The organism is Streptococcus halitosis, from assembly GCF_023147855.1.
In the GTDB taxonomy this organism is placed as follows: Bacteria; Bacillota; Bacilli; order Lactobacillales; family Streptococcaceae; genus Streptococcus; species Streptococcus halitosis_B.
On record NZ_JAHXOP010000007.1, the window covers coordinates 19,475 to 46,262 of the forward strand.

The 26,788-nt window shown below is 42.6% G+C and carries 24 protein-coding genes and 2 pseudogenes; 3 read left to right on the forward strand and 23 right to left on the reverse strand.

The window, feature by feature from the left end:
* Positions 1 to 4: 4 nt before the first annotated feature.
* The 13 genes from KZX55_RS08970 to KZX55_RS09030 all read right to left on the reverse strand — a co-directional run bounded on the left by KZX55_RS08970 (position 5) and on the right by KZX55_RS09030 (position 11,150).
* Complete coding sequence (locus tag KZX55_RS08970; RefSeq protein ID WP_248026889.1) at positions 5 to 1,339, reverse strand: DUF438 domain-containing protein; 1,335 nt, start codon at positions 1,337 to 1,339, stop codon at positions 5 to 7.
* A complete protein-coding gene (locus tag KZX55_RS08975; RefSeq protein ID WP_000368739.1) occupies positions 1,339 to 1,572 on the reverse strand; it encodes a DUF1858 domain-containing protein in 234 nt (77 codons plus the stop codon). The genes KZX55_RS08970 and KZX55_RS08975 overlap by 1 nt, the downstream gene beginning before the upstream one ends.
* 214 nt (positions 1,573 to 1,786) lie before the next feature.
* Entirely contained in the window at positions 1,787 to 1,969 is a 183-nt protein-coding gene (locus KZX55_RS08980) for a hypothetical protein (protein ID WP_248026891.1), read from the reverse strand.
* Between the two features lie 215 nt (positions 1,970 to 2,184).
* Positions 2,185 to 2,535 (reverse strand): 30S ribosome-binding factor RbfA, encoded by a 351-nt coding sequence (gene rbfA / locus KZX55_RS08985; protein ID WP_001273601.1) that lies wholly within the window; start codon positions 2,533 to 2,535, stop codon positions 2,185 to 2,187.
* A 166-nt stretch (positions 2,536 to 2,701) separates the two neighbouring features.
* Complete coding sequence (gene infB, locus KZX55_RS08990) at positions 2,702 to 5,488, reverse strand: translation initiation factor IF-2 (protein WP_248026893.1); 2,787 nt, start codon at positions 5,486 to 5,488, stop codon at positions 2,702 to 2,704.
* 16 nt (positions 5,489 to 5,504) lie between these two features.
* Entirely contained in the window at positions 5,505 to 5,804 is a 300-nt protein-coding gene (locus tag KZX55_RS08995; RefSeq protein ID WP_248026895.1) for a YlxQ-related RNA-binding protein, read from the reverse strand.
* Positions 5,797 to 6,090, reverse strand: a complete 294-nt coding sequence (gene rnpM, locus KZX55_RS09000) for an RNase P modulator RnpM (protein ID WP_248026897.1) — start codon at positions 6,088 to 6,090, stop codon at positions 5,797 to 5,799. The genes KZX55_RS08995 and rnpM overlap by 8 nt, the downstream gene beginning before the upstream one ends.
* A 21-nt stretch (positions 6,091 to 6,111) precedes the next feature.
* Positions 6,112 to 7,248 carry a transcription termination factor NusA gene (gene nusA / locus KZX55_RS09005; RefSeq protein ID WP_248026899.1) on the reverse strand — a complete coding sequence of 379 codons (1,137 nt, stop codon included), beginning with the start codon at positions 7,246 to 7,248 and terminating at the stop codon, positions 6,112 to 6,114.
* Between the two features lie 43 nt (positions 7,249 to 7,291).
* Entirely contained in the window at positions 7,292 to 7,771 is a 480-nt protein-coding gene (gene rimP, locus KZX55_RS09010; RefSeq protein WP_000338692.1) for a ribosome maturation factor RimP, read from the reverse strand.
* Between the two features lie 127 nt (positions 7,772 to 7,898).
* Positions 7,899 to 8,534 (reverse strand): tRNA (guanosine(46)-N7)-methyltransferase TrmB, encoded by a 636-nt coding sequence (gene trmB / locus KZX55_RS09015; RefSeq protein WP_248026901.1) that lies wholly within the window; start codon positions 8,532 to 8,534, stop codon positions 7,899 to 7,901.
* Complete coding sequence (ccrZ, locus tag KZX55_RS09020; RefSeq protein WP_248026903.1) at positions 8,531 to 9,325, reverse strand: cell cycle regulator CcrZ; 795 nt, start codon at positions 9,323 to 9,325, stop codon at positions 8,531 to 8,533. Before ccrZ ends, trmB begins: the two co-directional genes overlap by 4 nt.
* A 47-nt stretch (positions 9,326 to 9,372) precedes the next feature.
* Positions 9,373 to 10,422: an ABC transporter permease gene (locus KZX55_RS09025; RefSeq protein ID WP_009730612.1), complete on the reverse strand. Its 1,050-nt coding sequence runs from the start codon at positions 10,420 to 10,422 to the stop codon at positions 9,373 to 9,375.
* Positions 10,419 to 11,150 carry an ABC transporter ATP-binding protein gene (locus tag KZX55_RS09030; RefSeq protein WP_248026905.1) on the reverse strand — a complete coding sequence of 244 codons (732 nt, stop codon included), beginning with the start codon at positions 11,148 to 11,150 and terminating at the stop codon, positions 10,419 to 10,421. The genes KZX55_RS09025 and KZX55_RS09030 overlap by 4 nt, the downstream gene beginning before the upstream one ends.
* Before the next feature lie 67 nt (positions 11,151 to 11,217).
* Here KZX55_RS09030 and KZX55_RS09035 point away from each other — a divergent pair, with 67 nt between their 5' ends.
* The 3 genes from KZX55_RS09035 to KZX55_RS09045 all read left to right on the forward strand — a co-directional run bounded on the left by KZX55_RS09035 (position 11,218) and on the right by KZX55_RS09045 (position 12,639).
* Positions 11,218 to 11,628 (forward strand): HIT family protein, encoded by a 411-nt coding sequence (locus KZX55_RS09035; protein WP_007522794.1) that lies wholly within the window; start codon positions 11,218 to 11,220, stop codon positions 11,626 to 11,628.
* A 9-nt stretch (positions 11,629 to 11,637) separates the two neighbouring features.
* Positions 11,638 to 11,916: a hypothetical protein gene (locus tag KZX55_RS09040; RefSeq protein ID WP_007522796.1), complete on the forward strand. Its 279-nt coding sequence runs from the start codon at positions 11,638 to 11,640 to the stop codon at positions 11,914 to 11,916.
* A gap of 69 nt (positions 11,917 to 11,985) precedes the next feature.
* On the forward strand, positions 11,986 to 12,639 hold the full coding sequence (locus KZX55_RS09045) for a hypothetical protein (protein ID WP_007522798.1): 654 nt from the start codon (positions 11,986 to 11,988) through the stop codon (positions 12,637 to 12,639).
* 78 nt (positions 12,640 to 12,717) lie between these two features.
* Here KZX55_RS09045 and dnaJ read toward each other — a convergent pair whose 3' ends face one another.
* The 10 genes and pseudogenes from dnaJ to padA all read right to left on the reverse strand — a co-directional run.
* Positions 12,718 to 13,854, reverse strand: coding sequence for a molecular chaperone DnaJ (gene dnaJ, locus KZX55_RS09050; protein WP_248026908.1), 1,137 nt, complete (start codon positions 13,852 to 13,854; stop codon positions 12,718 to 12,720).
* 157 nt (positions 13,855 to 14,011) lie between these two features.
* Positions 14,012 to 14,644, reverse strand: a pseudogene (locus KZX55_RS09055) (DJ-1/PfpI family protein).
* A 215-nt stretch (positions 14,645 to 14,859) separates the two neighbouring features.
* Entirely contained in the window at positions 14,860 to 16,683 is a 1,824-nt protein-coding gene (dnaK, locus tag KZX55_RS09060; RefSeq protein ID WP_061588774.1) for a molecular chaperone DnaK, read from the reverse strand.
* 250 nt (positions 16,684 to 16,933) lie between these two features.
* Positions 16,934 to 17,449: a nucleotide exchange factor GrpE gene (grpE, locus tag KZX55_RS09065; protein WP_248026910.1), complete on the reverse strand. Its 516-nt coding sequence runs from the start codon at positions 17,447 to 17,449 to the stop codon at positions 16,934 to 16,936.
* A 38-nt stretch (positions 17,450 to 17,487) separates the two neighbouring features.
* On the reverse strand, positions 17,488 to 18,522 hold the full coding sequence (hrcA, locus tag KZX55_RS09070; protein ID WP_248026912.1) for a heat-inducible transcriptional repressor HrcA: 1,035 nt from the start codon (positions 18,520 to 18,522) through the stop codon (positions 17,488 to 17,490).
* 160 nt (positions 18,523 to 18,682) lie between these two features.
* Entirely contained in the window at positions 18,683 to 19,195 is a 513-nt protein-coding gene (locus KZX55_RS09075) for a DUF2812 domain-containing protein (RefSeq protein WP_248026914.1), read from the reverse strand.
* A 61-nt stretch (positions 19,196 to 19,256) separates the two neighbouring features.
* Positions 19,257 to 19,805, reverse strand: coding sequence for a DUF2812 domain-containing protein (locus tag KZX55_RS09080; protein WP_248026932.1), 549 nt, complete (start codon positions 19,803 to 19,805; stop codon positions 19,257 to 19,259).
* Positions 19,805 to 20,125 (reverse strand): PadR family transcriptional regulator, encoded by a 321-nt coding sequence (locus tag KZX55_RS09085; protein ID WP_000423981.1) that lies wholly within the window; start codon positions 20,123 to 20,125, stop codon positions 19,805 to 19,807. The genes KZX55_RS09080 and KZX55_RS09085 overlap by 1 nt, the downstream gene beginning before the upstream one ends.
* A 157-nt stretch (positions 20,126 to 20,282) precedes the next feature.
* The gene (locus tag KZX55_RS09090) at positions 20,283 to 22,820 is read right to left on the reverse strand and encodes a G5 domain-containing protein (protein ID WP_248026930.1); all 2,538 of its coding nucleotides are present in this window, start codon (positions 22,818 to 22,820) and stop codon (positions 20,283 to 20,285) included.
* A 75-nt stretch (positions 22,821 to 22,895) separates the two neighbouring features.
* Positions 22,896 to 26,788: pseudogene (padA, locus tag KZX55_RS09095) on the reverse strand (LPXTG-anchored isopeptide-forming adhesin PadA); the annotation flags it as partial.

Sequence of the window (26,788 nt, forward strand, 5' to 3'; positions counted from 1 at the left end):
CTCCTTATTCTAATCCACGGAAGTAGTCCGTATCAATCTCACGATAGGGCTGAATGTCCTGAACATACTCTAGCACGCCTTGAAATTCCCCGTTCTCATCGTGTACTGCAGCGTATGTGATGTGGACAAATTTGCCTCGCGACTCAGACTTGAACCACATTTCATACTTGTCCTTGACCCCTTCACGAAGACCTTTCATAACGGCCTTCACCTTTTCTAGGTACTTAGGCGGATGACAGAGTTCAACATTGCGCCCGACTTGGGACGGTGTCCGTTTGAAAATCATCTCATCAGCTGGCGCATTGTCATTGTAATACTGGAAAATATCGTCTTTATTGACAAAGGTAATCTCCATGGGGAGGTGATTGAGGATGAGGTTAGCCTGCTCGACGGAGAGATAGCCATTGCCAAAAGCCTGTTGACTATGACGGTCCAGCACTGCTTCCTTTTCCTTAGGGGTAAAGGTAATGGTGAACTGGCCTTCTGGTGTATCGATAACTTGCTGAACTTGACCTTCTGCCGTGTCTAACTGCACGGGCTCCTCTGCACTCTTTTCCTCAACAAAGCTCTGTCGCTCCGGAACCCATTTCTCAGACGGACGGATGATGGCATAGCCGTAAGCATCGCTCTCCTCCGCAATCTGAAGCCAGTCATCCTGACTAAAGGACTCAAGGAGAATCATGAGAAGGATGGACTCTTCCTTGAAAATCATACTTTCAAACTCTGTCGCAAAAGCTTCGAAATCTTCTTTTACAGTGTTAATCGACACTTCTGGTAGTGCCTTAACCGTCGCTAGAGCTGTCCGAAAGAGTTCTCTGATCTGATCATCCACTCCCCACATAACTTTTGGAGGTGAATCGTGACCATAGCGCTCCATGATTGGAAAGAAGAGCTCTTCCTTGCGCTGGTAGTGAATGTCAAATTGCCCCAACAGCCCCATTTGACGGACCAAACCCTTACGCATCTCTGCCAGCATTTCCTCATCTTCCATAGACTCATAGGTATCTAACAACCTCCGAATGCGAATCAAAGCTGCACGGAGAGCCAGATTTTCATCCTTGAAGACGCGAACTGGATGACCAGGATGCTCGGTATCTTCCACTTCAACGCCCTTTACTGCGTTTTTAAAAAGATTGGCATGAACATCACAGAGTTCCATGACATCTTCAAAGGTGACACCTGAGTCTGAGTTCATCAGCTCGTGCTCCATGAGGGAAATCTCGATGGCTGACACACCTGTAAAGGTCGCATCAAAACGCTCCTGAACTGACTCAGGAGAGGCACCATTGTGCAATTCTAACAAAATATCCCGTAGGATATGAATCCGTTCATCTGCCATTAGTCTAATCCAATCACTTCGTAACCATTCGCTTCCAGTGTGCGGACAATCTTGTCCATAGGAGTTCCTTCAAGCTTAGAACCCTGCTTAAGCGATACCTTGCGACCGACTGTATTGCGCATCAAGGGATTGGCTAGTGGTTTAAAACCCAGCTCCACTAGAATTTCTAAGACTTCTGGATGCTTGTCCACCACTTCTGCAACGGGAATTGACACATCGATGATATTATCCATGACGACCTCCATGTATGTTCTAATACTCAATGAAAATCAAAGAGCAAACTAGGAAGCTAGCCGCAGGCTGTACTTAAGTACGGCAAGGTGAAGCTGACGTGGTTTGAATTTGATTTTCGAAGAGTATAAAATGATTTTACTGCTTATATTATACCATATGGGAAGAGATTAAAAAACTAGCAGCGGAGTTCCTGCTAGTTTCTTTCATTTCAAGTTATTCCTTATCATCTGGTTTTGCGAGCCACTGGGCTACATCCATCAGCTTGTCAGCAAGCAGTACTTTCCCGAAACCTACTAGAGCATCGTCATCTTTTTTCATGTTCTTCAGGACTTTGACGCTTTGCATCACGAAAAAGTAATTCCCATAAGTCTTGGTCAGAATTTTAATGAATCCCATATTACCTTCCCTCGTCTAACTGCAGTTTCTAGCTGATTGCTATACCAGACTAGCTAGTTATTGATAAGAAATCATTTCATCTCACTCTTTCCAATTTCTATACTATCATACAAGCTGAGTTTTATAAAGCTTTTTAACAATTTTTTACTCTAGAGAGATTCTCCAGTATTTTTTATTGCCATTTCTCCACCAAAAAAGAGGGTTGCCCCTCTTTCTTAATTCTTATCCAGATTGCGTAGCATCTCGTCAATTTTGTTTCCATATTCAATGGACTCATCCTTGACGAAGGTTAAATCTGGGATTTTATACAATTTCAAATTGCGACCAAGTTCACGTTTAATAGTACCAGTTGCTTTTTCAAGCCCAATTTGAGCCTTTTGGTTATCCGAAGCCAGGTTACTCAAAATGGTGTAGTAAACCTTGGCAACAGACAAGTCACCCAGCATCTGAACATCTGTGATGGTCACACCTTGAACACGCGGATCACGGACTTTCTTTTGCAAAATCTCATTGACTTCACGCTTGATTTCCATGCCCACACGATCCGTACGAAAATGATTTGCCATGATATTCCTTTCTCTACTTTGAACCAAAAGCTAGGCCAGTAGACCTAGCTATTTTCATTAGATAGAGGAACTATAGCCATTTGAATCTAGGAAACAAGCCTTAGATAGAACTAATGGTTCATCAAGGCGCTGTTGACGACGAGTCAAATTGGCTATCGTTTCTCTATTATCTCTTGATTTCTTCCATGACATAAGCCTCAATCACATCATCAGTCTTGATATCATTGTAGCCGTCAATCATGAGACCACCTTCACGGCCGTTCGTAACTTCTTTGACGTCATCTTTATAGTGTTTCAAGCTTGCAAGTTCACCATCATAGATAACGACGCCGTCACGGATAACACGGACTTTAGAGTCACGGGTAACTTTACCACTCGTAACCATGAATCCACCGATGGTTCCCACTTTAGATACCTTGAAGGTTTCACGGATGATTGCTTCACCGATAACTTTTTCTTCGAATTCTGGATCAAGCATTCCTTTCATGGCTTCTTCCATCTCTTCGATAACCTTGTAGATAATACTGTGGAGACGGATTTCTACATCATCTTCTTCTGCTTGTTGACGAGCTTGTGGTGTAGGGCGTACGTTGAAACCGATGATAAAGGCATTTGAAGCTTCCGCAAGAGTCACATCAGATTCATTAATGGCACCGACCGCTGAGTGAACGATGGTAACTTTGACACCTTCTACATCGATCTTTTGAAGCGAGGCAGAAAGGGCTTCAACTGAACCTTGTACGTCGGCCTTGATGATGACGTTAACAGACTTGAGCTCGCCTGCTTTAAGCGTATCAAAGAGGTTTTCAAGGCTGACACGTTGAGTTACTTGACGTTGCTTCATAAGAGCACGTTTCGCACGTTCTTCACCTGCTGCACGCGCAGATTTTTCATCTTCGTAAACGGCAAAGTGGTCACCCGCCATTGGTGCTTCGTTCAAACCTGTGATAGATACTGGTGTTGATGGTCCAGCAACCTTAACACGACGACCAAGGTCATTGGTCATAGCACGGACACGACCGAAGGTATTCCCGACAACGATTGGGTCTTGGACATTCAAGGTACCTTGTTGCACAAGAAGGGTTGCGACCGCACCTTTTCCTTTATCCAAGCGAGCTTCGATAACAGTACCGATAGCACGCACTGTTGGGTCTGCTTTGAGTTCTTGAATTTCAGCTACAAGAAGTACTGTTTCCAAGAGTTCGTCGATGTTTTGGTTGAATTTAGCGGAGATTTCTACAAACTCAGAATCTCCACCCCAAGCTGTTGACATGACACCATGCTCTGCCAATTCACCGATAACACGTTCTGGGTTGGCACCTGGTTTATCAATCTTGTTGATGGCTACGATGATTGGAACGTTGGCTGCTTTTGAGTGGTTGATGGCTTCAATAGTCTGAGGCATAACACCGTCGTCTGCCGCTACGACCAAGATGGTGATATCGGTAACAGATGCACCACGCGCACGCATCGATGTAAAGGCCGCGTGTCCTGGTGTATCAAGGAAGGTAATCTTCTTGCCATTTTCCACAATTTGGTAGGCACCGATATGCTGAGTGATACCACCCGCTTCACCCGTCGCAACACGAGAATTACGAAGGGTATCCAAAAGGGTTGTCTTACCATGGTCAACGTGTCCCATGATGGTGACAACTGGTGGACGCTCAACCAATTCATCTTCATTAAGATAGCCATCTTCGACAAAGAAACGTTCGATGTCGGCATTATCCACTTCAACCTTTTGTTTGGCTTCGATACCGTAGTCCACCATGAGGAGTTCAATGGTTTCTCCATCCAAGGATTGGTTTTGTGTGGCCATAATTCCCATCATGAAAAGCTTCTTAACGATTTCAGCTGGTTCACGTTTGATACGTTTTGCGATTTCCGCAACAGTCATACCATCTGTATATTCGAATTCTGTTGGCAATTCATGGAACTTGCGCTCTGTAACAGGTTTTGGAGCCTGATTACGATTGTTCTTGTTATTGCCTTTTTTGTTCTTCTTATTGTTATTCCAGTTACTATTTCTTTGATTTCTCACTTGATTTTGACTACTTCGATTCTTTTGTTGTTTTCTAGGACCATCTTCTTCGTGATCATAATCGTCACGTTCTTTGTCTGGTCGAGCTTGTTTTTTACGACGTGTATCCACTGGCGCTTCTTTAACTACAGGAGCTACTGTTACGGCTGGCTGCGTTTGTTCAGCTAGCTTAGCAGCTTCTTCAAAGATTTCCTCTGGCTCCTTGCGTTTATTAGCTTGAGCCAAGGCTTCTTTGGCAGCTTGCGATTGTTTGAAGCGCTCCTCGCTTGAGCGTGCGTACTCTGCATTTTGCTCTGCTTTTAGGGCTGCTGCACGGGCTTTAAAGTCAACACGTGGTCCAGCTGGTTTTGGCTGGAAGTCTTGTTGCTGACGGCGATTATTGCCACGATTCCCTTGACCTTGTGATTTTTTCCCTTGGTCGTTAAAACGGCGGTTGTCGCGGTTCCCTTGACCAGGTTTACCACCATTACGGTCGTCGTTTTTCTGACGGTTGCCGTTTTGTTGTTGGTCACGGTTGTTGCCCTTGTTTCGTTTGCGTCGCTCTGCCTGCTCTTTGGCACGCGCCTCACGCTCCGCCTTGAAGTTTCGACTTTGTGGTCTCGCTGCCACTACTTTTTCTTCCTTAGGAGCTGCGGGTGTAGCTGGTTTACTTTCTTCCTTAGCAACGGCTGGTTTAGCTGATGCAGGCTTTTCCACCTTCTTTTCTACACTTGCTTTTGGTGTCGCAGGTTTTACTTCTGCCTTAGGAGCAGGTGCAGGCTTAAAGCTCGCTGCGATTTGCTCAGCAGCAGCAGCTTCCACGCTCGATGAGTGGCTTTTCACATCCAAACCTAACTCTTTTGCACGCGCTACAACTTCTTTACTTTCTTTTCCAAGTTCTTTTGCGATTTCGTACAATCTTTTCTTAGACAAATCATGTCCTCCTCTTCTATTCCATAAGAGACCTCATTTTCTTTGTAAATCCAGCATCTGTCACAGCCAAAACCTTCCTCGGTTTCCCGACTGCTATGCTTAATTCCAGTGTTGAAAACACGGTTATAACTTCTACTTGATAATAGTCACTTTTATCTTGAATCTTCTTGGTCAGATTGGGAGCAGCATCATGGGCTAGAAAGACTAGCTTGGCTTTCTGGTCTTGGATGGCCTTGACCACCAATTCCTCACCCGATACAATCCGGCCTGCTCGCTGAGCAAGCCCCAAGAGATTGCTTATCTTTTGCTTATTCAAGTCCTAACTCTCTTCTTTTTACCTTGTGATCCACATAAGCGATCAACTCGTCATAAAAGCTTTCTTCCACTTCTATGTTAAAGCTGCGGTTAAAGACTTTCTTCTTTTTTGCCTCTAGGGCTTCTGCATTGTCTAGCTTGATATAAGCGCCTCGACCATTGGCCTTGCCTGTCGGATCGATAAAGACCTGTCCTTCTTTGTTCTTGACAATGCGGAGTAAATCACGCTTATCAATCACTTCGTTGGATATAACAGACTTGCGCAAAGGGATTTTTCTTGTTTTCATCTTTCCCTCCTCTAGCAGCTTTTATTCTTCGATCAATTCATCCGCAGCTGCGTAATCGACTTGGCCTGCTTCTGCCATGGCTTCAAATTCGCTGGCAGACTTGATATCGATACGGTAACCTGTCAAATGAGCTGCCAAGCGAACGTTTTGTCCACGACGACCGATGGCAAGAGAAAGCTTGTTATCAGGTACAACGACCAAGGCACGTTTGCTGTCATTTTCATCAAAGATAACTTGGTCAACCTCTGCCGGTGCGATGGCATTGTAGATAAACTCAGCTGGATCTGCTACCCACTCGATAACATCGATGTTTTCTTCGACAGGAATCATGCGGTCGCTCTTGGCATCGTAACGAGCTGGATGGAATTTGCTAGTGATTTTCTTGATATTAGCACCACCACGTCCAACGATTGTCCCGATAGCGTCCACGTTTGGATTGTGGCTACGAACAGCAACCTTAGTACGGTCACCAGCTTCGCGGGCTACGCTCATGATTTCGACAGTTCCATCGTAAACTTCTGGAATTTCTTGCTCCATCAAGCGTTTGATCATTTCTGGATGGCTACGACTGACAAAGACGTTGACACCACGAGGGTTGTCTTCAACCTTATAAACGTAGACTTCGATACGATCATGGGAAGCAAAGACTTCTCCAGGGATTTGGTCTTGTTTGGACAATTGGGCTTCGATGCTGCCAAGGTTGACGTAAATAAAGCGGTTATCAAATCTTTCTACTGTACCAGACATGATCTCTTGTTCATGTTCTTTATAAGTATTGTAGGTGATGGCACGTGTTTGCTTGCGCATTTTTTCCATGATGGTTTGTTTGGCAGATTGGGCTGCTACACGACCAAACTCAGCTGGTGCTTCTTCAAACTTAATCTTGTCACCAAGCTCATAGGCTGAATTGATGGCAAGAGCATCTTTCAAGCTGATTTCCAAACGGCTATCAAATACTTCGTCAACCACTTCACGAACAGTATAGACAGTAAAGTCACCAGTCTTTTCATTGAAGTCGATGGCTACGCTGTCTGATTGACCATAGCGTCTGCGATAAGCGGAACGAAGCGACTCTACTACTGCGTCGATGATGTCTTCTTTTTTGATTCCCTTGTCTTCTTCCAAAATGCGGAAGGCCTCTAGCATTTCTTTACTCATGTTCTCTTCACTTTTGAATCCTCAAAAGCTATCCTTTCTTTTTCTATAATTTAACTGCTAAACGTGCTTTTGATACTAAACTGTATGGAATTTGGACAGTTTTCTTGCGCGTCTTGTCCATATATTCCATGGTCAACTCGTCCTCTTCAAAGGATAGCAAGGTTCCTTCAAAGACTTTTTGTTTATCAATGGCTTGGTAGAGCCCGACATGGATGTATTTCCCAACTGCTCCAGCGACGGCATCCTTGGTTTTCAAGGGACGCTCCAAGCCTGGACTGGTAATTTCTAGGAAATATTGTTCCGGGAAGGGATCGGGCTTGATGGTGTCTAGGACAGGACTGATAATTTCTGTCAGGTCTGCCGTGTCGTTCAAGGTAATTCCTTCAGGTTTATCTACAAAAATACTGAGAATCATGTCACTGCCAATCTTTCCATACTCGATATCCACGAGTTCGAAAGGTGCTTGGATGACAGGTTCTACAACTTCTCTGACTAATTCTACGATTGTTGCGATTGCGTCCACCTCCTCATAAGCAAGAGGCGAAGATATTTCCCCGCCTCTCTTTCTTATATTCTTACTATCAGTATAGCACGTTTGTCAATTTATGTAAAGCATAAGCACTCAAACGACTAGTTTTCAAGCTATTTTTTTAAAATTCTGCCTCAACACGGTAGATCACTTGACCCTTGTTGGAGAATTTTTGCTCATATTCCGTCATGACATTGCCTTCAAAATCACTGGCATGTAAGTCTAACCAAACCCCATTGAGCTTCATTCCATACTGAGAAAAACTCACCAAGCTGTACTCAAACAAGCCACGATTGTCTGTCTTAAAATGGATTTCCCCATTCTCAGGCAAGATGCGCTTAAAGGTATCCAAGAAACTCTTGTAAGTCAAACGACGTTTTTCATGGCGTTTTTTAGGCCAGGGATCTGAAAAGTTTAGGTAGAGGCGATCAATCTCACCGTCTTCAAAGTAGTCTGTCAAATCCGAACCATCTACCCACAACAACTTGATATTAGGCACTCCAACTTCTAATACCTTATCCAAGGCATAACTCAATACCGACTTTTGGATATCAATCCCGATATAGTTGATGTCAGGGTTTTGTTTGGCCATTCCTGATACGAAGGCCCCTTTGCCACTCCCAACTTCAACATGAATAGGATGACCATTTCCAAACAAGTCTCGCCATTTCCCTTTGGCTTCCAAGGGATTGAGGACCACATACTGGGGATTAGCCTCTAGTAATTCTGTCGCCCCTTTACGATTTCTAACTCTCATCTCTTCTTTCCATACTTATCACGGAAGACACGCAAGGCATAAATCTCCCGGTTTACATTGTCTAAATCTTGATTTTCACAGTATTTGGCAATCTGGTTCAAGTAAGAATACTGACCATACCAATACAATTTATCCAACACTGTCTGATTGTACTTATAGCCGTAGTCTCTCAACCATTGACGCCACTGATGATCCGGAATGTAGTGGCATAGCAAATGCGCCACATCAAACATACGATCCGTCAGACGAACCGAATCCCAATCCACTAGATAAACGAGTCCACTCTCTGTCTCAATCCAATTACTATGGCGAAGGTCTCCATGCACAATCGTTGCATGATCTTCCCTAAAGCCTGGAACCGTCTTACCTAGTTCAGCAATCACACTGTTCAAGTAGTGATTCTGTTGCAAGATTTCTGGTACTTCTTGTTGCCAAGAACGTAGCAAATCAACTGGCGTTTCCATGGTATACCCCAAACGGCTCAACTGCTTCATCAAAGGACGCGAGCGATGGAGACGGTTCAGGATATTGATAATCTGCTTGCGATTCATGTCGTAAGGGGTCAAGATTTTGCCCGTCAACCATTCTTGGGCACACATATCACGACCATCCGCTAAACGACGAGTCCATAGTAATTGAGGAGCGATTTGTTCTCTGGCTAGGCCAGGTAGGATTGGAGAGGTGTTCATTTTTACAAAGACGCGCTTCCCATCAGGGTAGCTTCCCATATAAGCCTTGCCGCTCTTCCCAGGGATAGGGGTCAGCGTTAGCTCATTATCACCCAAGTCCATTTCTTTCCTCCGTATAAAGTTTCCTTACTATTCTACTAGTTTTTGGTCTATTCGTCAACCAATCTTTTTAGTTGGTAAGGTAAATAAAACAATTGTAGGAAGAGACTAGCCCCTACAAGAGCCAACAAGGCTATTTTCTCTTGAAAAACCACTGCTCCGACCAGCAATTCTAACAAAAGAACTACAATGCCCACACCGACTACAATCTGTTTCAATCCCTTTTCTTTCTCCCCTTTTTCTAGTGGAAAGAGTTGGGTCAAATACTGGTAGTCAAAGGCGTGATAGAGGGCAAGCAACTGGAAGAGTAAGAGGTAGTTAAAGAGAACCACCACTGCTGTCGCAATCCAAGCTTGCTCGATAAAGATCACAGCTAACAAGGATAGGAGCAAGAGGCGGAGACTGAGGGAAAAGAGGTCTCCATTCCGCAGATAAGAACGAAGATAGAGGTTTTGCCAGATCTTCCCTGGCACCTTTTGAACAGTCTTTAGGAGGAAATCCAGATAAGCGCGACGCTTGACGCTGTTTGAAACGCCCTTGACCTGAGTAAAGAGGGCAAAGAAACGAAGCAAGACTTGCTTGCGCTTGCTTTCTTGGGCGATAACGTAGTCCCAGTCCAGTCCAGTTTCAGTGAAAAATTTGCTGGCTTTTTGGCGAAAGAGGAGGTACTTCGCTGCTCCCAGTAAAAGCACGTAGACGAGAAAGACTGGTAAGCCATAGCCCATGGCTAAAAACAAGGGTGCAAACAGGAGTAAAAAGAGGGTTTGAACAAATGTCCAGAAAACCAGTGAACGCACCGTCTGCCCTTGGATGTATGACTTGACCTCCTCTTCAGCTACTAAGAGAAAGAGCTTGTCAGGTGCTTCCATGTAGGTCGCGATTCCTCCCCAAGCCAAAAGCAAGGCAGATACAATTCCCAAAAACAAGAGGATGAGCCAATGATTTTCAGGAAAATCTTGCAAGAGTTGACTGTACTGGTAGGCTAGAAAACCGATGAGAACCAGCAGGAACAAGACAAAGTGGTCATTGAGAACATAACGCAGATAACCGACACACTCCTTACGAAAAGCCTGCTTTCTCTTTAAAAACAAGTCTTTCATCGCTCCTCCTCTTTGGTCAGAGCCAAGTAAATATCATTCAAACTAGCCTCAGGCATATCAAAGGCTTCGCGGAGTTGCTGGAGGTTCCCCTGAGCCCGCACCTCTCCCTTGTGGAGGATAACAAAGGCGTCACACATCTTTTCCGCAGAGTCCAGCACGTGGGTACTCATGAGGATGGACTTGCCTTTTTGCTTTTCCACTTCCAAAAGCTGAATCAAGTCGGCAATCGCCAGCGGATCGAGACCAAGAAAAGGCTCATCCACGATAAAGAGGCTAGGATCTACCACAAAAGCACAGATAATCATGACCTTTTGCTTCATCCCTTTGGAGAAATGGACAGGAAACCAGTCTAATTTTTGATCCAGACGAAACATTTTTAACAAAGGTTCTACACGCTCAAAAGCCACTTTCTGATCGATACCATAAGCCATAGCAACCGTTTCGATATGCTCTCTGAGGGTCAATTCCTCATACAAGCTAGGCGTTTCTGGGATGTAGCCAATCTGCTTGCGATAGCTGGTCGCATCTTCTCGCAGGGTGAGACCATTAATCTTGATTTCTCCACTGTAAGGTGTCAACAGACCAATAATCTCATTGATTGTCGTTGATTTCCCAGCACCGTTGAGCCCAATCAAACCGACCAACTGCCCACTTTCAACTGTAAAGGACACATCTTTCAAGACAGGAACGTGAACATAGCCTCCTGTCAGGTTTTTAATTTCTAACATATTTTCTCCGAATCTGGTATAATGTAGCTATATTATATCAAAATTCAATACAGTAGAGGTGGATTTTATGTCAGATTGCATTTTTTGTAAGATCATCGCAGGGGAGATTCCTGCTTCAAAAGTATACGAGGATGAGCAGGTTCTTGCCTTTCTTGATATCTCTCAAGTAACGCCTGGACACACGTTAGTCGTACCAAAAGAACATTATCGCAATCTTTTGGAGATGGATGCAGCAAGTGCCAGCCAACTCTTTGCCCAAGTGCCACTAGTAGCTCAAAAAGTTATGAAGGCTACCAAAGCTGTCGGCATGAATATCATCGCCAACTGCGAGGAAGTCGCGGGTCAAACGGTCTTTCATACACACGTGCACCTCGTACCTCGCTACAGTGCAGAAGATGACCTTAAGATTGACTTTATCGCCCACGAACCAGACTTTGACAAACTCGCCCAAGTCGCTGAAACCATTAAAAATGCTTAAGGAGTTGCCATGAAACTATCCAATCTATTGCTATTTGCAGGAGCTGCAGCTGGAAGTTATTTTGTCGTGAAAAATCGCCAAGCCATTCAGGATGAAGTGCTAGATACAACTGACCGCGTCGAAGCTATCAAGGATGATTTGGATATCATCCAAAACAGCCTACAAATCATCGACCAACAAAAATCCCTTATCAAGGAATACCAAAAAGATTTAACCTATAAATTCAAAGTCTTGGAAAAGGATTTCCAGACTAGAATGGCGGTCCTCCAAGAAGAAAAACAAAAATAAGAAAGCCTCCAACTTTCCTTAAATCCATTTTGGGTTACTAGATTCGAACAGAAAAGGGAGGGAATGAAAATGAAACAGTCTTTAAAAGTTCTAGCGAAGGTCATCGCGATCCCTTGTGGCTGCCTTAGCCTTCTTGCAGTCCTGGCATTTCTAGTACTGATGAATCTTTTCAAGGCTTCACCGAGTGACATCCGTGAGGGGAATGAAACCTTAAAACAAATCTTTATCTCCCTTGATCTCCCTCCCGAGAAAGTCGAATCAGATGGACACTATCAATACGAGGGTGGAGGCTTAAATTTTTATGTTACTTTCTCAGATGAGGTTGTCAATAGCCACCCCGTCCTAAAAGAAAGTCCAAAACTCACCAAAAACCGACTCGAAGTCTATGTCCTACAGACAGGAGATATTTCCTACTATAAGGTGGGAGACAACTTGTTCAATCACGGTTTATTTCAGTTTTTAGAGGAGGAGAGCAAGAAGTATCTCCAAGAAATCGGGAAGACATTTAACCCTAATTACTCAATTCTCTTTTGGGATGATCAGGAAAGTCTTAAAAAGGGAATTGCATTCTATGAAAAAGCTTTGACTTTAGTGGATATTCAGGATAATTCGGCAATCAAGCATATTGATACTGTCACTGTGAAGCCTGGCAAGGAAGCGGAACTCAAGCAGCTCATCCAAGATATGGATGCAGCTGGCTTGCTCATTCAAAAGTATAAATAGTAGACTATCTGGAAAATGATTTTTCGACGCTAAATGTTCAATGATAACACAAAAAAGAGCCAATCGGCTCTTTTTACTTTATTCTCCTTCAAAGGCATCTTTAATATGGTCAAAGAAGCCTTTTTTCTTTGGATTGACTTTCAAGTCACCCGCAGCTGCGAATTCTTTAAGCGCTGCTTTTTGGCGTTCGTTCAAACCTGTCGGAGTCACGACATTAACTGTAACATATTGGTCACCAACGGCACCACCACGAAGGCTCGGTGCTCCCTTGCCACGTAGACGGAATTTCTTGCCAGTCTGAGTTCCCTCTGGAATGACCAATTCAACATCACCATGCACGGTTGGAATTTCTACAGTATCACCAAGGGCTGCTTGGACAAAGTTGAGGTTCAGATTGTAGAAGATAGTTGTTCCTTCACGTTCAAACTTATCACTGGCTTCAACTGAAACCACCACGTACAAGTCACCATAAGGTCCTCCGTTAAAGCCTGCTTCGCCTTGACCAGCGAGACGGATTTGTTGGCCTGTTTCCACACCAGCAGGAATCTTCACATGTACGCTATGAGCTTGTTTTTCATGACCTGTTCCGTGACAAGTTGTACATGGATCTTTTATTTCTTTTCCACGACCATGACAGACATCACAGGTTACTTGGCGACGCATCATACCAAGCGGAGTCTGCGTATCGACGTTAATAACACCAGCGCCATGACAGCGTCCACAAGTGACTGGACTTGTTCCTGGCTTAGCACCAGAGCCATTACATGTACGACAGCTAGCTTCACGATTGTACTTAACTTCTTTTTCCGTTCCGAAGATGGCTTCTTCAAAAGTCAAATTCACACGATACTGGAGGTCATCCCCTTGACGAGGAGCGTTTGGATTGCGCGAAGCTCCGCCTCCTCCGAAAAAACTTGAGAAGATATCTTCAAAACCACCGAAGCCACCTGCTCCGTCAAATCCGCCAAAGCCACCAGCACCACCAAAGCCACCGTTGGCACCTGCAGCACCATATTGGTCGTAGGCTGCACGTTTTTGGTCGTCACTCAAAGTCTCATAGGCTTCTTGAACTTCCTTGTATTTTTCCTCAGCGCCAGGCTCCTTGTTGATATCTGGGTGATATTTTTTCGAAAGCTTACGATAAGCCTTTTTGATCTCGTCTGCCGAAGCGTTTTTTGACACCCCCAGACGATCATAAAATTCAGTATTGTTCATAATTCAAGATACAAAGGGCGTCAAACGGACACAGCCAAAATAGGAGTTTTGACGACGGACGCTTACGTCCTAGAAAAAACTATCTTTTTGGCACAGTCCGTAGCCCGTGTTCAGTTACGAACACCCTTGTTCCTTTCTATAATTTTCATGTAAATCTTTAGAGGCTGTTTTCTATACTCTGCTTCACTTGATCAAACTCTTCATCTGATAGAGTAAATATCAAATCCTCTTCAGCATACTCGTTCTGTTCTTTAAAATAGTTGTACGTATTCTCTGCCAACCCTAAACCGAGAATCACTTTTCTTGCAAACTCTTGATGTGCAAAACCGATAGCCGTAATGATTTGTTTATCTTGCACAAGAACTTTCGATTTGAAATTTTCACGTGAAAGAAATTCAAAATAGTCAAAGAAGTTTTGCCAAATTCCACCTGTAAATTTCGTGTCGTTCAACAAGCCTGCTTTCGCCAATAAAAGTGGCGCTGAAGAAATGGCTGCAATTAGGATATCTTGCTCATCAAGACTTCTCAAAAACGAGATCAATTTCTCATCTTGTAGAGCAGGACCTATATTTACCATTCCTGGCAAAATCACACAAGAATAATCTTCTATACGGATTTGATCCAATGTTTTCGTCGGTTGACAGGGCAAACCATCCTCAGATATAACTATCGAATAATCTTAAGCGACATAATCAATCGTGATGCCAAAAGACAGAGCTAAAGTACTTGTTAAAGCGGTTATCTCATAAAGAGAAAAATTAGGATAAATGATACAAAGTACTTTTTTCATACGCAACATCCTCTATTTTACCGAAAAACAGAGGCTGGGTTGCAACCTCTGGATTTCTTCTTATCATTACGACGTTCTAGTTTTAAAAATCAAACTAGTAATGCTAAGTCGAGCACGCCCTAACCTCTTGGTGAAAAAGACAAATCTTCCTAGAAACTAAAGTTTCTGCGTTAGATTTCCTATTTTCACTGTGAGGTTTTAACGGGCTTTGCATCTTATTTTTCAGTAAACTCTCCGTCTACGACGTCATCGCCTGCGTTTCCTGTTGCTTGTGCGCCTTCTGCTCCTGCTTGAGCTTGTTGAGCTGCTGCAGCTTGTTCGTAAAGTTTAACAGCAAGTCCTTGAGCTTTTTCGTTCAATGCTTCAAGTTTTGCTTTCATTTCGTCCAAGTTGTTGTCTTCTTGAGCTTTCTTAAGGTCATCAAGGGCAGCTTGGGCAGCATCGCGTTCTGCATCGAAGCCTTTGCCTTCAGTTTCCTTGATGGTCTTTTCAGTCGCAAAGATCGCTTGGTCTACTTCGTTACGAAGGTCAACTTCTTCTTTACGTTTCTTATCTGCTTCAGCATTAGCTTCTGCATCTTTCATCATGCGGTCGATTTCTTCGTCAGTCAAACCTGAGTTAGATTGGATGACAATTGTTTGTTCTTTTTGAGTTCCAAGGTCTTTGGCCTTAACAGATACGATACCGTTTTTATCGATATCAAATGTTACTTCGATTTGTGGGATACCACGAGGTGCAGCTGGGATGTCAGTCAATTGGAAACGTCCAAGAGTCTTGTTATCTGCTGCCATTGGGCGTTCACCTTGAAGAACGTGGATATCAACGGCTGGTTGGTTGTCTGCTGCAGTTGAGAAGACTTGTGATTTAGATGTTGGGATTGTTGTGTTACGGTCGATAAGTTTTGTAAATACTCCACCCATTGTTTCGATACCGAGTGATAATGGCGTTACGTCAAGAAGGACAACGTCTTTAACATCACCAGTGATCACACCACCTTGGATGGCAGCACCCATGGCAACAACTTCGTCAGGGTTTACTGATTTGTTTGGTTCTTTACCAGTTTCAGCCTTAACAGCTTCTACAACGGCTGGGATACGAGTTGAACCACCAACAAGGATGACTTCATCGATTTCTGACAAGCTCAAGCCTGCATCTGAAAGGGCTTGACGAACTGGAGTTTTTGTACGTTCTACAAGATCACGAGTCAAATCGTCAAATTTGGCACGAGTCAAAGTCATTTCCAAGTGAAGAGGCCCAGCTTCACCAGCAGTGATAAACGGCAAGCTAATTTGAGTTGAAGTTACACCAGAAAGGTCTTTCTTCGCTTTTTCAGCGGCATCTTTCAAACGTTGCATTGCCATCTTGTCAGTAGACAAGTCAATACCATTTTCTTTCTTGAATTCTGCTACCAAGTGGTCAATGATTTTTTGGTCAAAGTCATCACCACCGAGTTTGTTGTCCCCTGCAGTTGACAATACGTCGAAGACACCGTCACCCAATTCAAGGATAGAAACGTCGAATGTACCACCACCAAGGTCAAATACCAAGATTTTTTCTTCTTTGTCAGTCTTATCCAAACCGTAAGCAAGGGCTGCTGCAGTTGGTTCGTTGACGATACGTTCTACTTCAAGACCAGCGATTTTACCAGCGTCTTTTGTTGCTTGACGTTGCGCATCATTAAAGTAAGCTGGAACTGTGATAACTGCTTTAGTTACCTTTTCACCAAGGTAATCTTCAGCGTAACCTTTCAAGTATTGAAGGATCATAGCTGAGATTTCTTGTGGAGTGTATTCTTTACCGTTTGCAGAAACTTTTTCAGAAGTTCCCATTTTAGATTTGATAGAGATTACTGTATCAGGGTTTGTGACTGCTTGACGTTTTGCAGCATCACCAACGATGATTTCGCCGTTTTTGAATGACACTACAGACGGAGTTGTGCGGTTTCCTTCTGGGTTTGCGATGATTTTTGATTCAGTTCCTTCAAGAACTGCAACTGCTGAGTTTGTTGTACCTAAGTCAATACCGATAATTTTAGACATGTGTTTTCTCCTTGTTAGTTAATTTTCTATTTTTGATATTTCCCTTAAGTGGTGGGGACGTGAGCAACTCCCTTCGGGATTTCATCACTTATTTTTGAGCCTATTGTCTCAAAAATCCCCTGTTTCAGTAGCAAAAGCTACTGAAACTTTCACCACGGTGGGAAATATCTTCCTTGCAAGCCTCCGGCTTGCCTCTTATCTTTCTTCATAGTTTATTGTCGTTTCGGACAAATTTTTTAAGCTTTCTAGCTTAGCTGTAAACAACTACCATTGCTGGCCTTAGAATGCGGTCATGGAGTTTATAGCCTTTTTGGAATACTTGGGCGATGGTATCTGCTGGGTGTTCATCGTCTGCTGGGAGAGTTTGGATTGCCATGTGGTAGTTATGGTCAAATTCACCATCAGCTGTGATTTCTTCGATCCCCTCTTCTTTCAAAGCGTGAATCAAACTTTCTTGCACCATTTCCAAGCCCTTCTTCACATCATCTGTCAAACCTTCAACGGCGAGTGCACGTTCTAGGTTGTCGAGCGATGGTAAGATTGCTTTTGCCAAGTCTTGACTACGATAGCGTTGCAAGTTTTGACGTTCTTCATTGGCACGGCGTTGAATATTTTGCATTTCTGCATGAGCGCGAAGGTATTTATTTTCGAACTCATCTGCACGTTCATTTGCCAAGTCCAACTCAGATTTCTCAGGAGTTGTTTCTTCAGTTGTTTCAACAACTTCCTCTTCTTTTACTTCTTCGTTTTTTATTTCCTCAGACATTTTTCGCCTCCTTTTTAGGAATTTGTGTAATTTCATGTTCAACTCACCTCATAGTGATTACTACTCAAATAGCGGTAGAAATCTGTGAGTTTCATAGTTAGGACTCGATTGACAACATTGAGCTGATTGACCAATTGCTGGTAATCCAGATTGACCGGACCGATAATGGCTAGAATTCCAACTCCCCGATAAGGAATAAGAAACTTGCTACTAATCACAGCTAGATCAGCTAGACAGGACTCTTGACTATCTGCAACACGGACATTTTGCATCTGATCTTCATGCAGACCTTCACGAATTTCCAAGGCCACCTTCTGTGGTTGGTCAAAGAACTGATAGGCTGCTAGATTGGCAAAATTCAAGAGATTGACCTTGCCCGCCACCACAATGTTTTCGTTGAACATTTTCTTAAAGATGTGTTCAAAGAGATCGATAACATTGTCCGTTGTTGTGAAGTAACGCTGGATAATCTGCGGAATCTCCGTCCGAATCTTGTAGTGAATATCTAGAACAGTGTGTCCTAAGAAACGTTCCTGAATGATGCTCTTCAGTTTCAGCAAATCCTCCTGCAAAAAGTTCCTTGGGATCAGAAACTGACTAGTAACCGTTCGAGACTCGTCTAGGGTGAAAACTGCAAGAGCAGTATGTTGTCCTAGAACGACAATATCGAAAGCCGTCAGGCGCTGTCTACTTGGTTCAACATCTAGAGCCACTACCGTACAGCCACTCAAGTCTGTTAGTAAATTAGCAGCCTCTTGCAGAATATCCTCCAGTTTGAAGAATTCCTGATCAAAGGCTTTGACAATCTCGTATACCTCATTTTCAGCCAGTCTGTCAAAATCCAGTGAGTGTTTCACATAGTACTGAAACCCCGCGACACTTGGCATCCGACCACTTGAAGTATGAGCTTTCTCAAGCAAACCTTGCTTTTCTAGAGCCGCCATATCATTACGAATGGTTGCACTGCTAGAGCTGATAGACTCTTGTAAAGCTTTGGATCCGACAGGTTCGTGCGTTTTGGTAAAGATGTCAATAATCAGATTTAAAATATCCTGCTGACGCTCTGTAACCATCTCATCACTCCTCTCTGTCAGATCAATTAGCACTCAACACATCTAAGTGCTAACTCATGATTCTATTATACACCCTTAGAAGAGAATGTCAAGACAAAAACTCAAAAAATTAGCACTCTTTTGCCAAGAGTGCTAAAAATCAGTCTAAAGACCTAGAATCTTACTTCTCATCTACTTGGTATTTCCTTTTAAGCCTGAAAAAACCATAGATTAGATAAGAAATTAAACAAGCATATAAAACGAAAATAATAAAGAAAGACTGAGACAAGTTTTCTCGATACAAACTCATGCAAACAACAAGACCACCTGAAAAGGTGGATATACAGGAACGAAGTCTAGACCGCATAACTTCCCATCCGAGACCCTTACTCATATAGACTTTCTCCTCTGAAAGTATATCAGAAGTTGGTTTACGAAGAATTGAACAAAAACCTGTTTCTATCAATTCCCAACCGTTATCTCTAAAATCTTGTAGTTCATGCTTATACTTTTTAAGAAATCTAGAATTATAGATACGGTAGATGACATCGTCCGGTTGGCATTGGTCAAAATAGAAAAAACCAAAACGACTAGTTCTATATCTCCAGCCTTTCAAGTGCATCTCATGCAAATATTCTTCTTCCTTGTCCAAATCAACTATTGTAAAAATCCGAAATTGTACTTCACTATTCATTGTTTTACCTCCAGATTAGAAAACAAGTATTGCTTCATTTATCAGATAATTCTTTCCATTTTTAAAACAATCTCCAAAAAATATAAGAAATCTGAACCACAAGAGCCAACAATAAAACACAATCTATGATAGTAAGCAAAAACACTAGCCCTCTAAAAACGTCTCTTTCACTGAGCAACTTTAAGAACAACGGAATCAACATTGAAAAGAAAAACAAAATAGGAAGCAACCGCAGTCTTAAAATCCGATGAACCATATTCAACTTCCCAGCAGCGTCATTATAGATTTCAAATTCTGCATTTGATTCAATTTCAGAATGTGCTTTTCTAAAATAGGAAAAACTATTAAAGTCTGTAATATGCTCCCAACCACAATCTTTAAATAGTTGTAAGTAGGAGGATCTATCTGATTTTTCCATCGGGTAAAAATCCAACTGATAAGATACTTGTTCCGGCTGACACTTTTCAAAGGTATACTTAATTACAGACAATAAGATAGAATAGCTTACTTTCCTAAGCTTCCAGCCCTTGGCATGCATTTCTCTAAAGTATAGAGCCTCCCTCTCATAATCCGCAATTGTAAAAATTCGATAAACATTTTTCTTTTCCATCATCCTTCCTCCCGACTATTTCTATAGAGCCGTTCAATACGTTTCAATTCTATCTCCAAAACTTTTCGTCCCAAGTCTGTAATCTGATAGATTTTCCGTTTCTCCTCTTCTCGGACAAAGGAAATCAAGCCATCCTTTTCCATCTTTGACAAGGTCCCATACATAGTTCCGGGACTAATCGAAACTTGCGAATCTGTCATCTCCTTGACCTTTTGTGTGATACCATATCCATGGTTCTCCTTCTGTAGACAAAACAAGATATAAAAACCCGTTTCTGTCATCGGAAGATAAACTCGACGAATCTTATCCGTCAATTCCATTTAACCACACCTCCTATTTAATTCGATATATCGCACTTCGTTATATAAACTATATCACAGTTCGATATAAAATGCAAGAAAAAGAGAGAACGATTTCTCGTTCTCTCTTCTTAGACTCAGGAATTAAGAATTCAATTTCTTATTTACTAAGAATGGCTTAGTCCTTCTTACGAACGACAAAGCCTACTAAACCGGCGATAAATAAACCAATCATTGAAAGAAGACTAGATACTGCTGAACCTGTGTTTGGTAGAGCTTTCTTATCTTGACTTGCAGTTTCTTCTTTCTTGTTGCTTTCAGCTTGATTTCCTGTTGTTGTAGATGCTACTTTCTTAGTTCCTACTTCAACGATCTCATCTACTGCTGGAGTGGTGATTGTCTTGGATTTCTCAACACGACCTGTTTCTACTCCGTCTGTGTAGGTAACTGTGTAAACGATGGTGCGAACACCCTTCTTACCAGCAGCTTTTACTACACGACTTCCTTCTGGAAGTTCAGAATTTGTGACTTCATTAGTTTGGAAGGCAACTTCTTCTGTTTTCGTTTCTTCCTTCGTTGTAACTACTGGAGCTACTACTTTCTTAGTTCCTACTTCAACGATCTCATCTACTGCTGGAGTGGTGATTGTGTTGGATTTCTCAACACGACCTGTTTCTACTCCGTCTGTGTAAGTGACTGTGTAAACGATGGTGCGAACACCCTTCTTACCAGCAGCTTTTACTACACGAGTTCCTTCTGGAAGTTCAGAATTTGTGACTTCCTTAGTTTGGAAGGCAACTTCTTCTGTCTTTGTTTCTTCCTTCGTTGTAACTACTGGAGCTACTACTTTCTTAGTTCCTACTTCAACGATCTCATCTACTGCTGGAGTGGTGATTGTGTTGGATTTCTCAACACGACCTGTTTCAACGCCGTCTGTGTAAGTGACTGTGTAAACGATAGTGCGAACACCATTTTTACCAGCTGTTTTCACTACACGAGTTCCTTCTGGAAGTTCAGAATTTGTGACTTCCTTAGTTTGGAAGGCAACTTCTTCTGTCTTTGTTTCTTCCTTCGTTGTAACTACTGGAGCTACTACTTTCTTAGTTCCTACTTCGACAACTTCGTCTACTGCTGGAGTGGTGATTGTGTTGGATTTCACCTCACGACCTGTTTCTTTTCCGTCTGTGTAAGTAACTGTGTAAACGATAGTGCGAACACCCTTCTTACCAGCTGTTTTCACTACACGAGTTCCTTCTGGAAGTTCAGGATTTGTGACTTCCTTAGTTTGGAAGGCAACTTCTTCTGTTTTCGTCTCTTCCTTAGTCGTTACAACTGGAGCTACTACTTTCTTAGTTCCTACTTCAACGATCTCATCTACTGCTGGAGTAGTGATTGTGTTGGATTTCACCTCACGACCTGTTTCTACTCCGTCTGTGTAAGTGACAGTTTCAACAATCGTACGAACACCTTTTTGGCCAGCTGTTTTCACTACACGAGTTCCTTCTGGAAGTTCAGAATTTGTGACTTCCTTAGTTTGGAAGGCAACTTCTTCTGTCTTTGTTTCTTCCTTCGTTGTTACTACTGGAGCTACTACTTTCTTAGTTCCTACTTCAACGATCTCGTCTACTGCTGGAGTAGTGATTGTGTTGGATTTCACCTCACGACCTGTTTCAACGCCGTCTGTGTAAGTGACAGTTTCAACAATCGTACGAACCCCTTTTTGGCCAGCTGTTTTTACTCGGCGAACACCTTCAGCTAAGAGTGCATTTTCAACCTCACGAGTCTGGAAGGCAACTTCTTCAGTTTTAGTTACTTCCTTAGTAGTTACAACTGCTTTGGCACCTGTATAGGTAACCTTGTTTTTTGCAGCTTTCTTAGTCTTGCGTGAAACTTCTTTACGAGATTTTTCAACACCATCCACTTTTGTCACTTCATAAGTGACTTCATCGATACCTTCTTCACCTTCTTCAACACGCGTTTGACCCTTATCCAGTGCTGGGTCTACTTTCGTTTCTTCTTTGAAAGCAACTTTCTCCTCTACAGTCACTGTTTCTTTGGTTTCTACAGCTGTTTTCTTAGTTCCAACTTCAATGATTTCTTCTACTGGTTCTTTAATTACCGTTTGGCTCTTTCTATCACGTTTTTTCTCAACGCCATTTACCAAAGTAACATCCCAAACAACTTTCTTCTGACCTTTTTCTCCCGCTTGTTTTACCTTTCGAGTACCTTCAGCGAGGTCTGCATTGTTTTCTGTCCGAGATGGGTAAGGAATCTCCTCAGTAGTTGTGACTTCTTGATGTTCTTCTTTTAAATCTCCCCCAGTGAGAAGCGCCTCAGCCTTAGCTTTTAAAGAATTGTAGCGAGCTTCAAGCACCGCAAAACTTTTTTGACCTTCTGGACTCTTCATTGCCTTCTTTGCAGTTTCAAAAAAATTCTTTGCTTCTTCTACATCACCCTCTAGGAGTTCTTTATTATCCTCATCTGGACTATCTGTAAAATCCTTAATTGAAGATTCTATACTATCAAGCATTCTTTTGAAAGTATTTGCAATACTTCGCTCTTGGCCATCTGGAATTTCTTCATCTTCCGCTGGTGTCTCTTCCGCATGCACTGTTGGAATTTGATACAAGTCGGGAGCTACATGATAAGTGGCTACTCCAAGTGCATTTAAAGCAAGTATAGAAATTCCTAACTTTAATAATTTTTTTCTACTCATTATTCTTTCCTTAACACTTTCAATATACAGTAAGGAGAAGAGTAAAATTTTCTACTCTCCTCTTACTATATGATACTAACGTTCAGCTTTACGCTTCCAAACTAGAAGTCCAGCAAGTCCTAGAGTAAGGGCTGCAAGTACTCCAAAGATTGAAGAAGCTTCAGAACCTGTATTTGGCAATGTTTTCTTAGGTTCTGCAGGAGGAACGGTTCCACCTGGTGGCGGAGTTTGTGGTTTTTCTGGTGTTGGTGGTGTTGGTGGGAACACCACAACTTTGTTGGTAGTTTTTGGCTTTGGATTATGGTTAAAGCTTACTATAGCTTTATTAGGAACACCAGCAGCGAATTGTGCAAAATCTGTTCCTTCTTTGAAGTTAGTGTAAAGTACAAGACGTACGGTACTTCCCTTCAAGGCTTCAAGAACATCCTTGTCGCTGATTTCAAAAGTCACAACATTGCTAGTTTCATCATAAGTAACAGTAGCAATTGCTTCTAAATCTTTACCTACTAATTCACCGCGGTCATTTGAAACTTTTGACAATTTATCAATAGCTGCTTGAAGCTTGGTTTGAGCTTCTTTTAGTTTCTTGATTTCATTTTCAAGTTTCTCTTGTTGTTGTTTCTTATCAGCTGGTGCCAATTCTGATTCTTTCTGAGCTGGTGCTTGAAGTTTAGCCAAGTTTTCTTCAGCTGCTTTCAACTCTGCTTCCAAGCTTGCAAGATCTTGACTTAGCTCGCTAGTTGCAGGTTTCTTATCTTCTGTTGCAGAAGAATCAGATGTAGCTGGAGTTGTTTCTTCAGCAGCTGTTGCTGGAGTAGCTGGTGTTGTAGTTTCAGCTGGTTTAGCTGGCTGCGCTGCCTTAGCTGCTTCCAACTTCGCTTTCAATTCAGCTACTTTAGCTTCCGCTGCCTTAAGTTCTTCCTTCTTACCAGTCTCTGTTGAAGTCTCTTCTGTTGACTTGCCTGTCAAAGCTTTGAGTTCTTTCTCAGACTGTTCAAGTTGAGCTTGAAGAGTTGCTTTGATCTTGTCAAACTGAGCATTTTCAACTTTAAGAGCGATACGGTCTTTGTTGACTTTCAAGACTGAATCGATTTTATCAGTGATCGTAAAGCTAGTCAAGTCTGTCTTGATAAGACGACCATATTGATCCTTCTTAGCATTTCCGTTTTCATCTACTGGATCTGTTGGAACCGGTGTAGTGATATCGAATCGGAAGGTATCTAAAGCGTTTGGCAAGTGGTAATCTTTATCAGGTTTAGATCCATCTTCTGGTCCAACAGACTTAGCTGGTTCACCTGGTGTTGGATCTGTTGGTTTTTCTGGGTCACGCGGTTTCACCGTTACTGGTTTTGTTTCCTTGTTACCAGATTGACCATTGGCATCCTTGAAGTTGACAGTTGCTCTGTTTGGTACCAATTGGTCCTTATAAGCTTTCAAATCGCTATTCGCTTTGAGTTTAGCTGGAATATACAATTGGATTTCTTTGAAACCTTTCAATCGAGCGAAATCTTTCACTTTCACAGTGACTGTATTTCCTTCAACACTTGTTTCAAGGGCACCATTTGCATCACGTCCATCTACATAAGCTACTGGTGTATCAGCGATTGCCAAGACAGATTCAAGTGTGTCCGTTACGGTGAACTCTTTGTACTTATCAATATCTTTTGGCAAAGTGGTATTGACATTATACATGTATGGTGCGTCGTATTCCACATCCAAGTGGTCCAAGGTACGATTAATCTTCTTAGAAATTTCTGGTTCTGGTTCTTTTGGAACGATTACCGGAACTTTATTCGAATCTTTGTGTAGCCCTGGTTTTTGTGGGAACTTCGCGTCATAAGAAGCCGTATTTGGAACAGTAAATCCACGATCTGTTAGATATGGAGTCAAATCAGCTCCCGCTTTAATCTTAGCAGTGAAGCTCAATTCAACAGCTTGACCACCATTGGCTTTCACTTGTTCTTCTGTAAGTGTCAAGGTAATGGTTTGACCTTCTACCTTGATTTGATTTACATCAAGGGCTTGACCATTCAAGCTCGCTTTTACTGAACCTGCATAATCAAGAACAGATTCAAGTGTATCGCTTACACTGAAGGCTGTCGCATCTGTTGGAACACTTGTTTTCACGTTATAGGTGAAGACTTGATCACGATCAGCGAGTGTTTCTTCAGCTTTCGTGTCTACATCTTTCTTGATTTCTGGCTCTTCTGGTGTTGGAGGCGTTACTGGAACTTCATTGGAATCCTTAGTGAAGCCTGGTTTGTTTGGAAGATCTGCCTTGTAAGCTGCCTTGTTCGGAACTTTCACAGTCTTATCTTCTGATAAGTAAGCTGACAAGTTCGCGCCAGCTCTGATCTTAGCGTCGAATGTTAATTCAACTGCTTGACCGCCATTGGCTTTCACTTGATCTTCTGTAAGCGTCAAGGTAATCGTTTGACCTTCTACCTTGATTTGGCTTGCTTCAAGAGCTTGACCGTTCAGTTTAGCACTTGATGTGCCGGCGAATTCAAGAACGTCCACTAGGGTATCTGTGACTGAGAAGGCTGTCGCATCTTGCGCTACACTTGTTTTCACATTATAGGTGAAGACTTGGTCGCGTTTGCCAAGAGTTTCAGCTTCTTTGCCGTTCACATCTTTCTTGATTTCTGGCTCTTCTGGAGTCGGTGGCGTTACTGGAACTTCATTAGAGTCTTTCGTAAAGCCTGGTTTGTTTGGAAGATCTGCCTTGTAAGCTGCCTTGTTAGGAACTTTCACAGTCTTATCTTCTGATAAGTAAGCTGACAAGTTCGCGCCGGCTTTGATCTTCGCATCGAACGTTAATTCAACTGCTTGACCGCCATTGGCTTTCACTTGATCTTCTGTAAGCGTCAAGGTAATCGTTTGACCTTCTACCTTGATTTGGCTTGCTTCAAGAGCTTGACCGTTCAATTTAGCACTTGGAGTTCCTGCGAATTCAAGAACGTCTACTAGGGTATCTGTGACTGCGAAGGCTGTCGCATCTTGCGCTACACTTGTTTTCACATTATAAGTGAAGACTTCATCACGTTTCGCAAGTGTTGCAGCTTCTTTGCCATTCACATCTTTCTTGATCTCTGGCTCTTCTGGAGTCGGTGGAGTTACTGGAACTTCATTTGAATCCTTAGTGAAGCCTGGTTTGTTTGGAAGATCTGCCTTGTAAGCTGCCTTGTTAGGAACTTTCACAGTCTTATCTTCTGATAAGTAAGCTGACAAGTTAGCACCAGCTTTGATCTTAGCGTCGAATGTTAATTCAACTGCTTGACCACCATTGGCTTTAACTTGTTCCTCTGTAAGCGTCAAGGTAATCGTTTGTCCTTCTACCTTGATTTGGCTTGCGTCAAGCGCTTGACCATTCAATTTAGCACTTGATGTGCCGGCGAATTCAAGAACATCTACTAGTGTATCTGTGACTGCGAAGGCTGTCGCATCTTGCGCTACACTTGTTTTCACATTATAAGTGAAGACTTCATCACGTTTCGCAAGTGTTGCAGCTTCTTTGCCATTCACATCTTTCTTGATTTCTGGCTCTTCTGGAGTTGGAGGCGTTACTGGAACTTCATTAGAGTCTTTCGTAAAGCCCGGTTTGTTTGGAAGATCTGCCTTGTAAGCTGCCTTGTTCGGAACCTTGATTGACTTATCTTCTGATAGGTAAGCAGACAAGTTCGCGCCGGCTTTGATCTTAGCGTCGAAAGTTAATTCAACTGCTTGACCGCCATTGGCTTTGACTTGATCTTCTGTAAGCGTCAAGGTAATCGTTTGTCCTTCTACCTTGATTTGGCTTGCTTCAAGAGCTTGACCGTTCAATTTAGCACTTGGAGTTCCTGCGAATTCAAGAACGTCCACTAGGGTATCTGTGACTGAGAAGGCTGTCGCATCTTGCGCTACACTTGTTTTCACATTATAGGTGAAGACTTGATCGCGTTTGTCAAGAGTTTCAGCTTCTTTGCCAT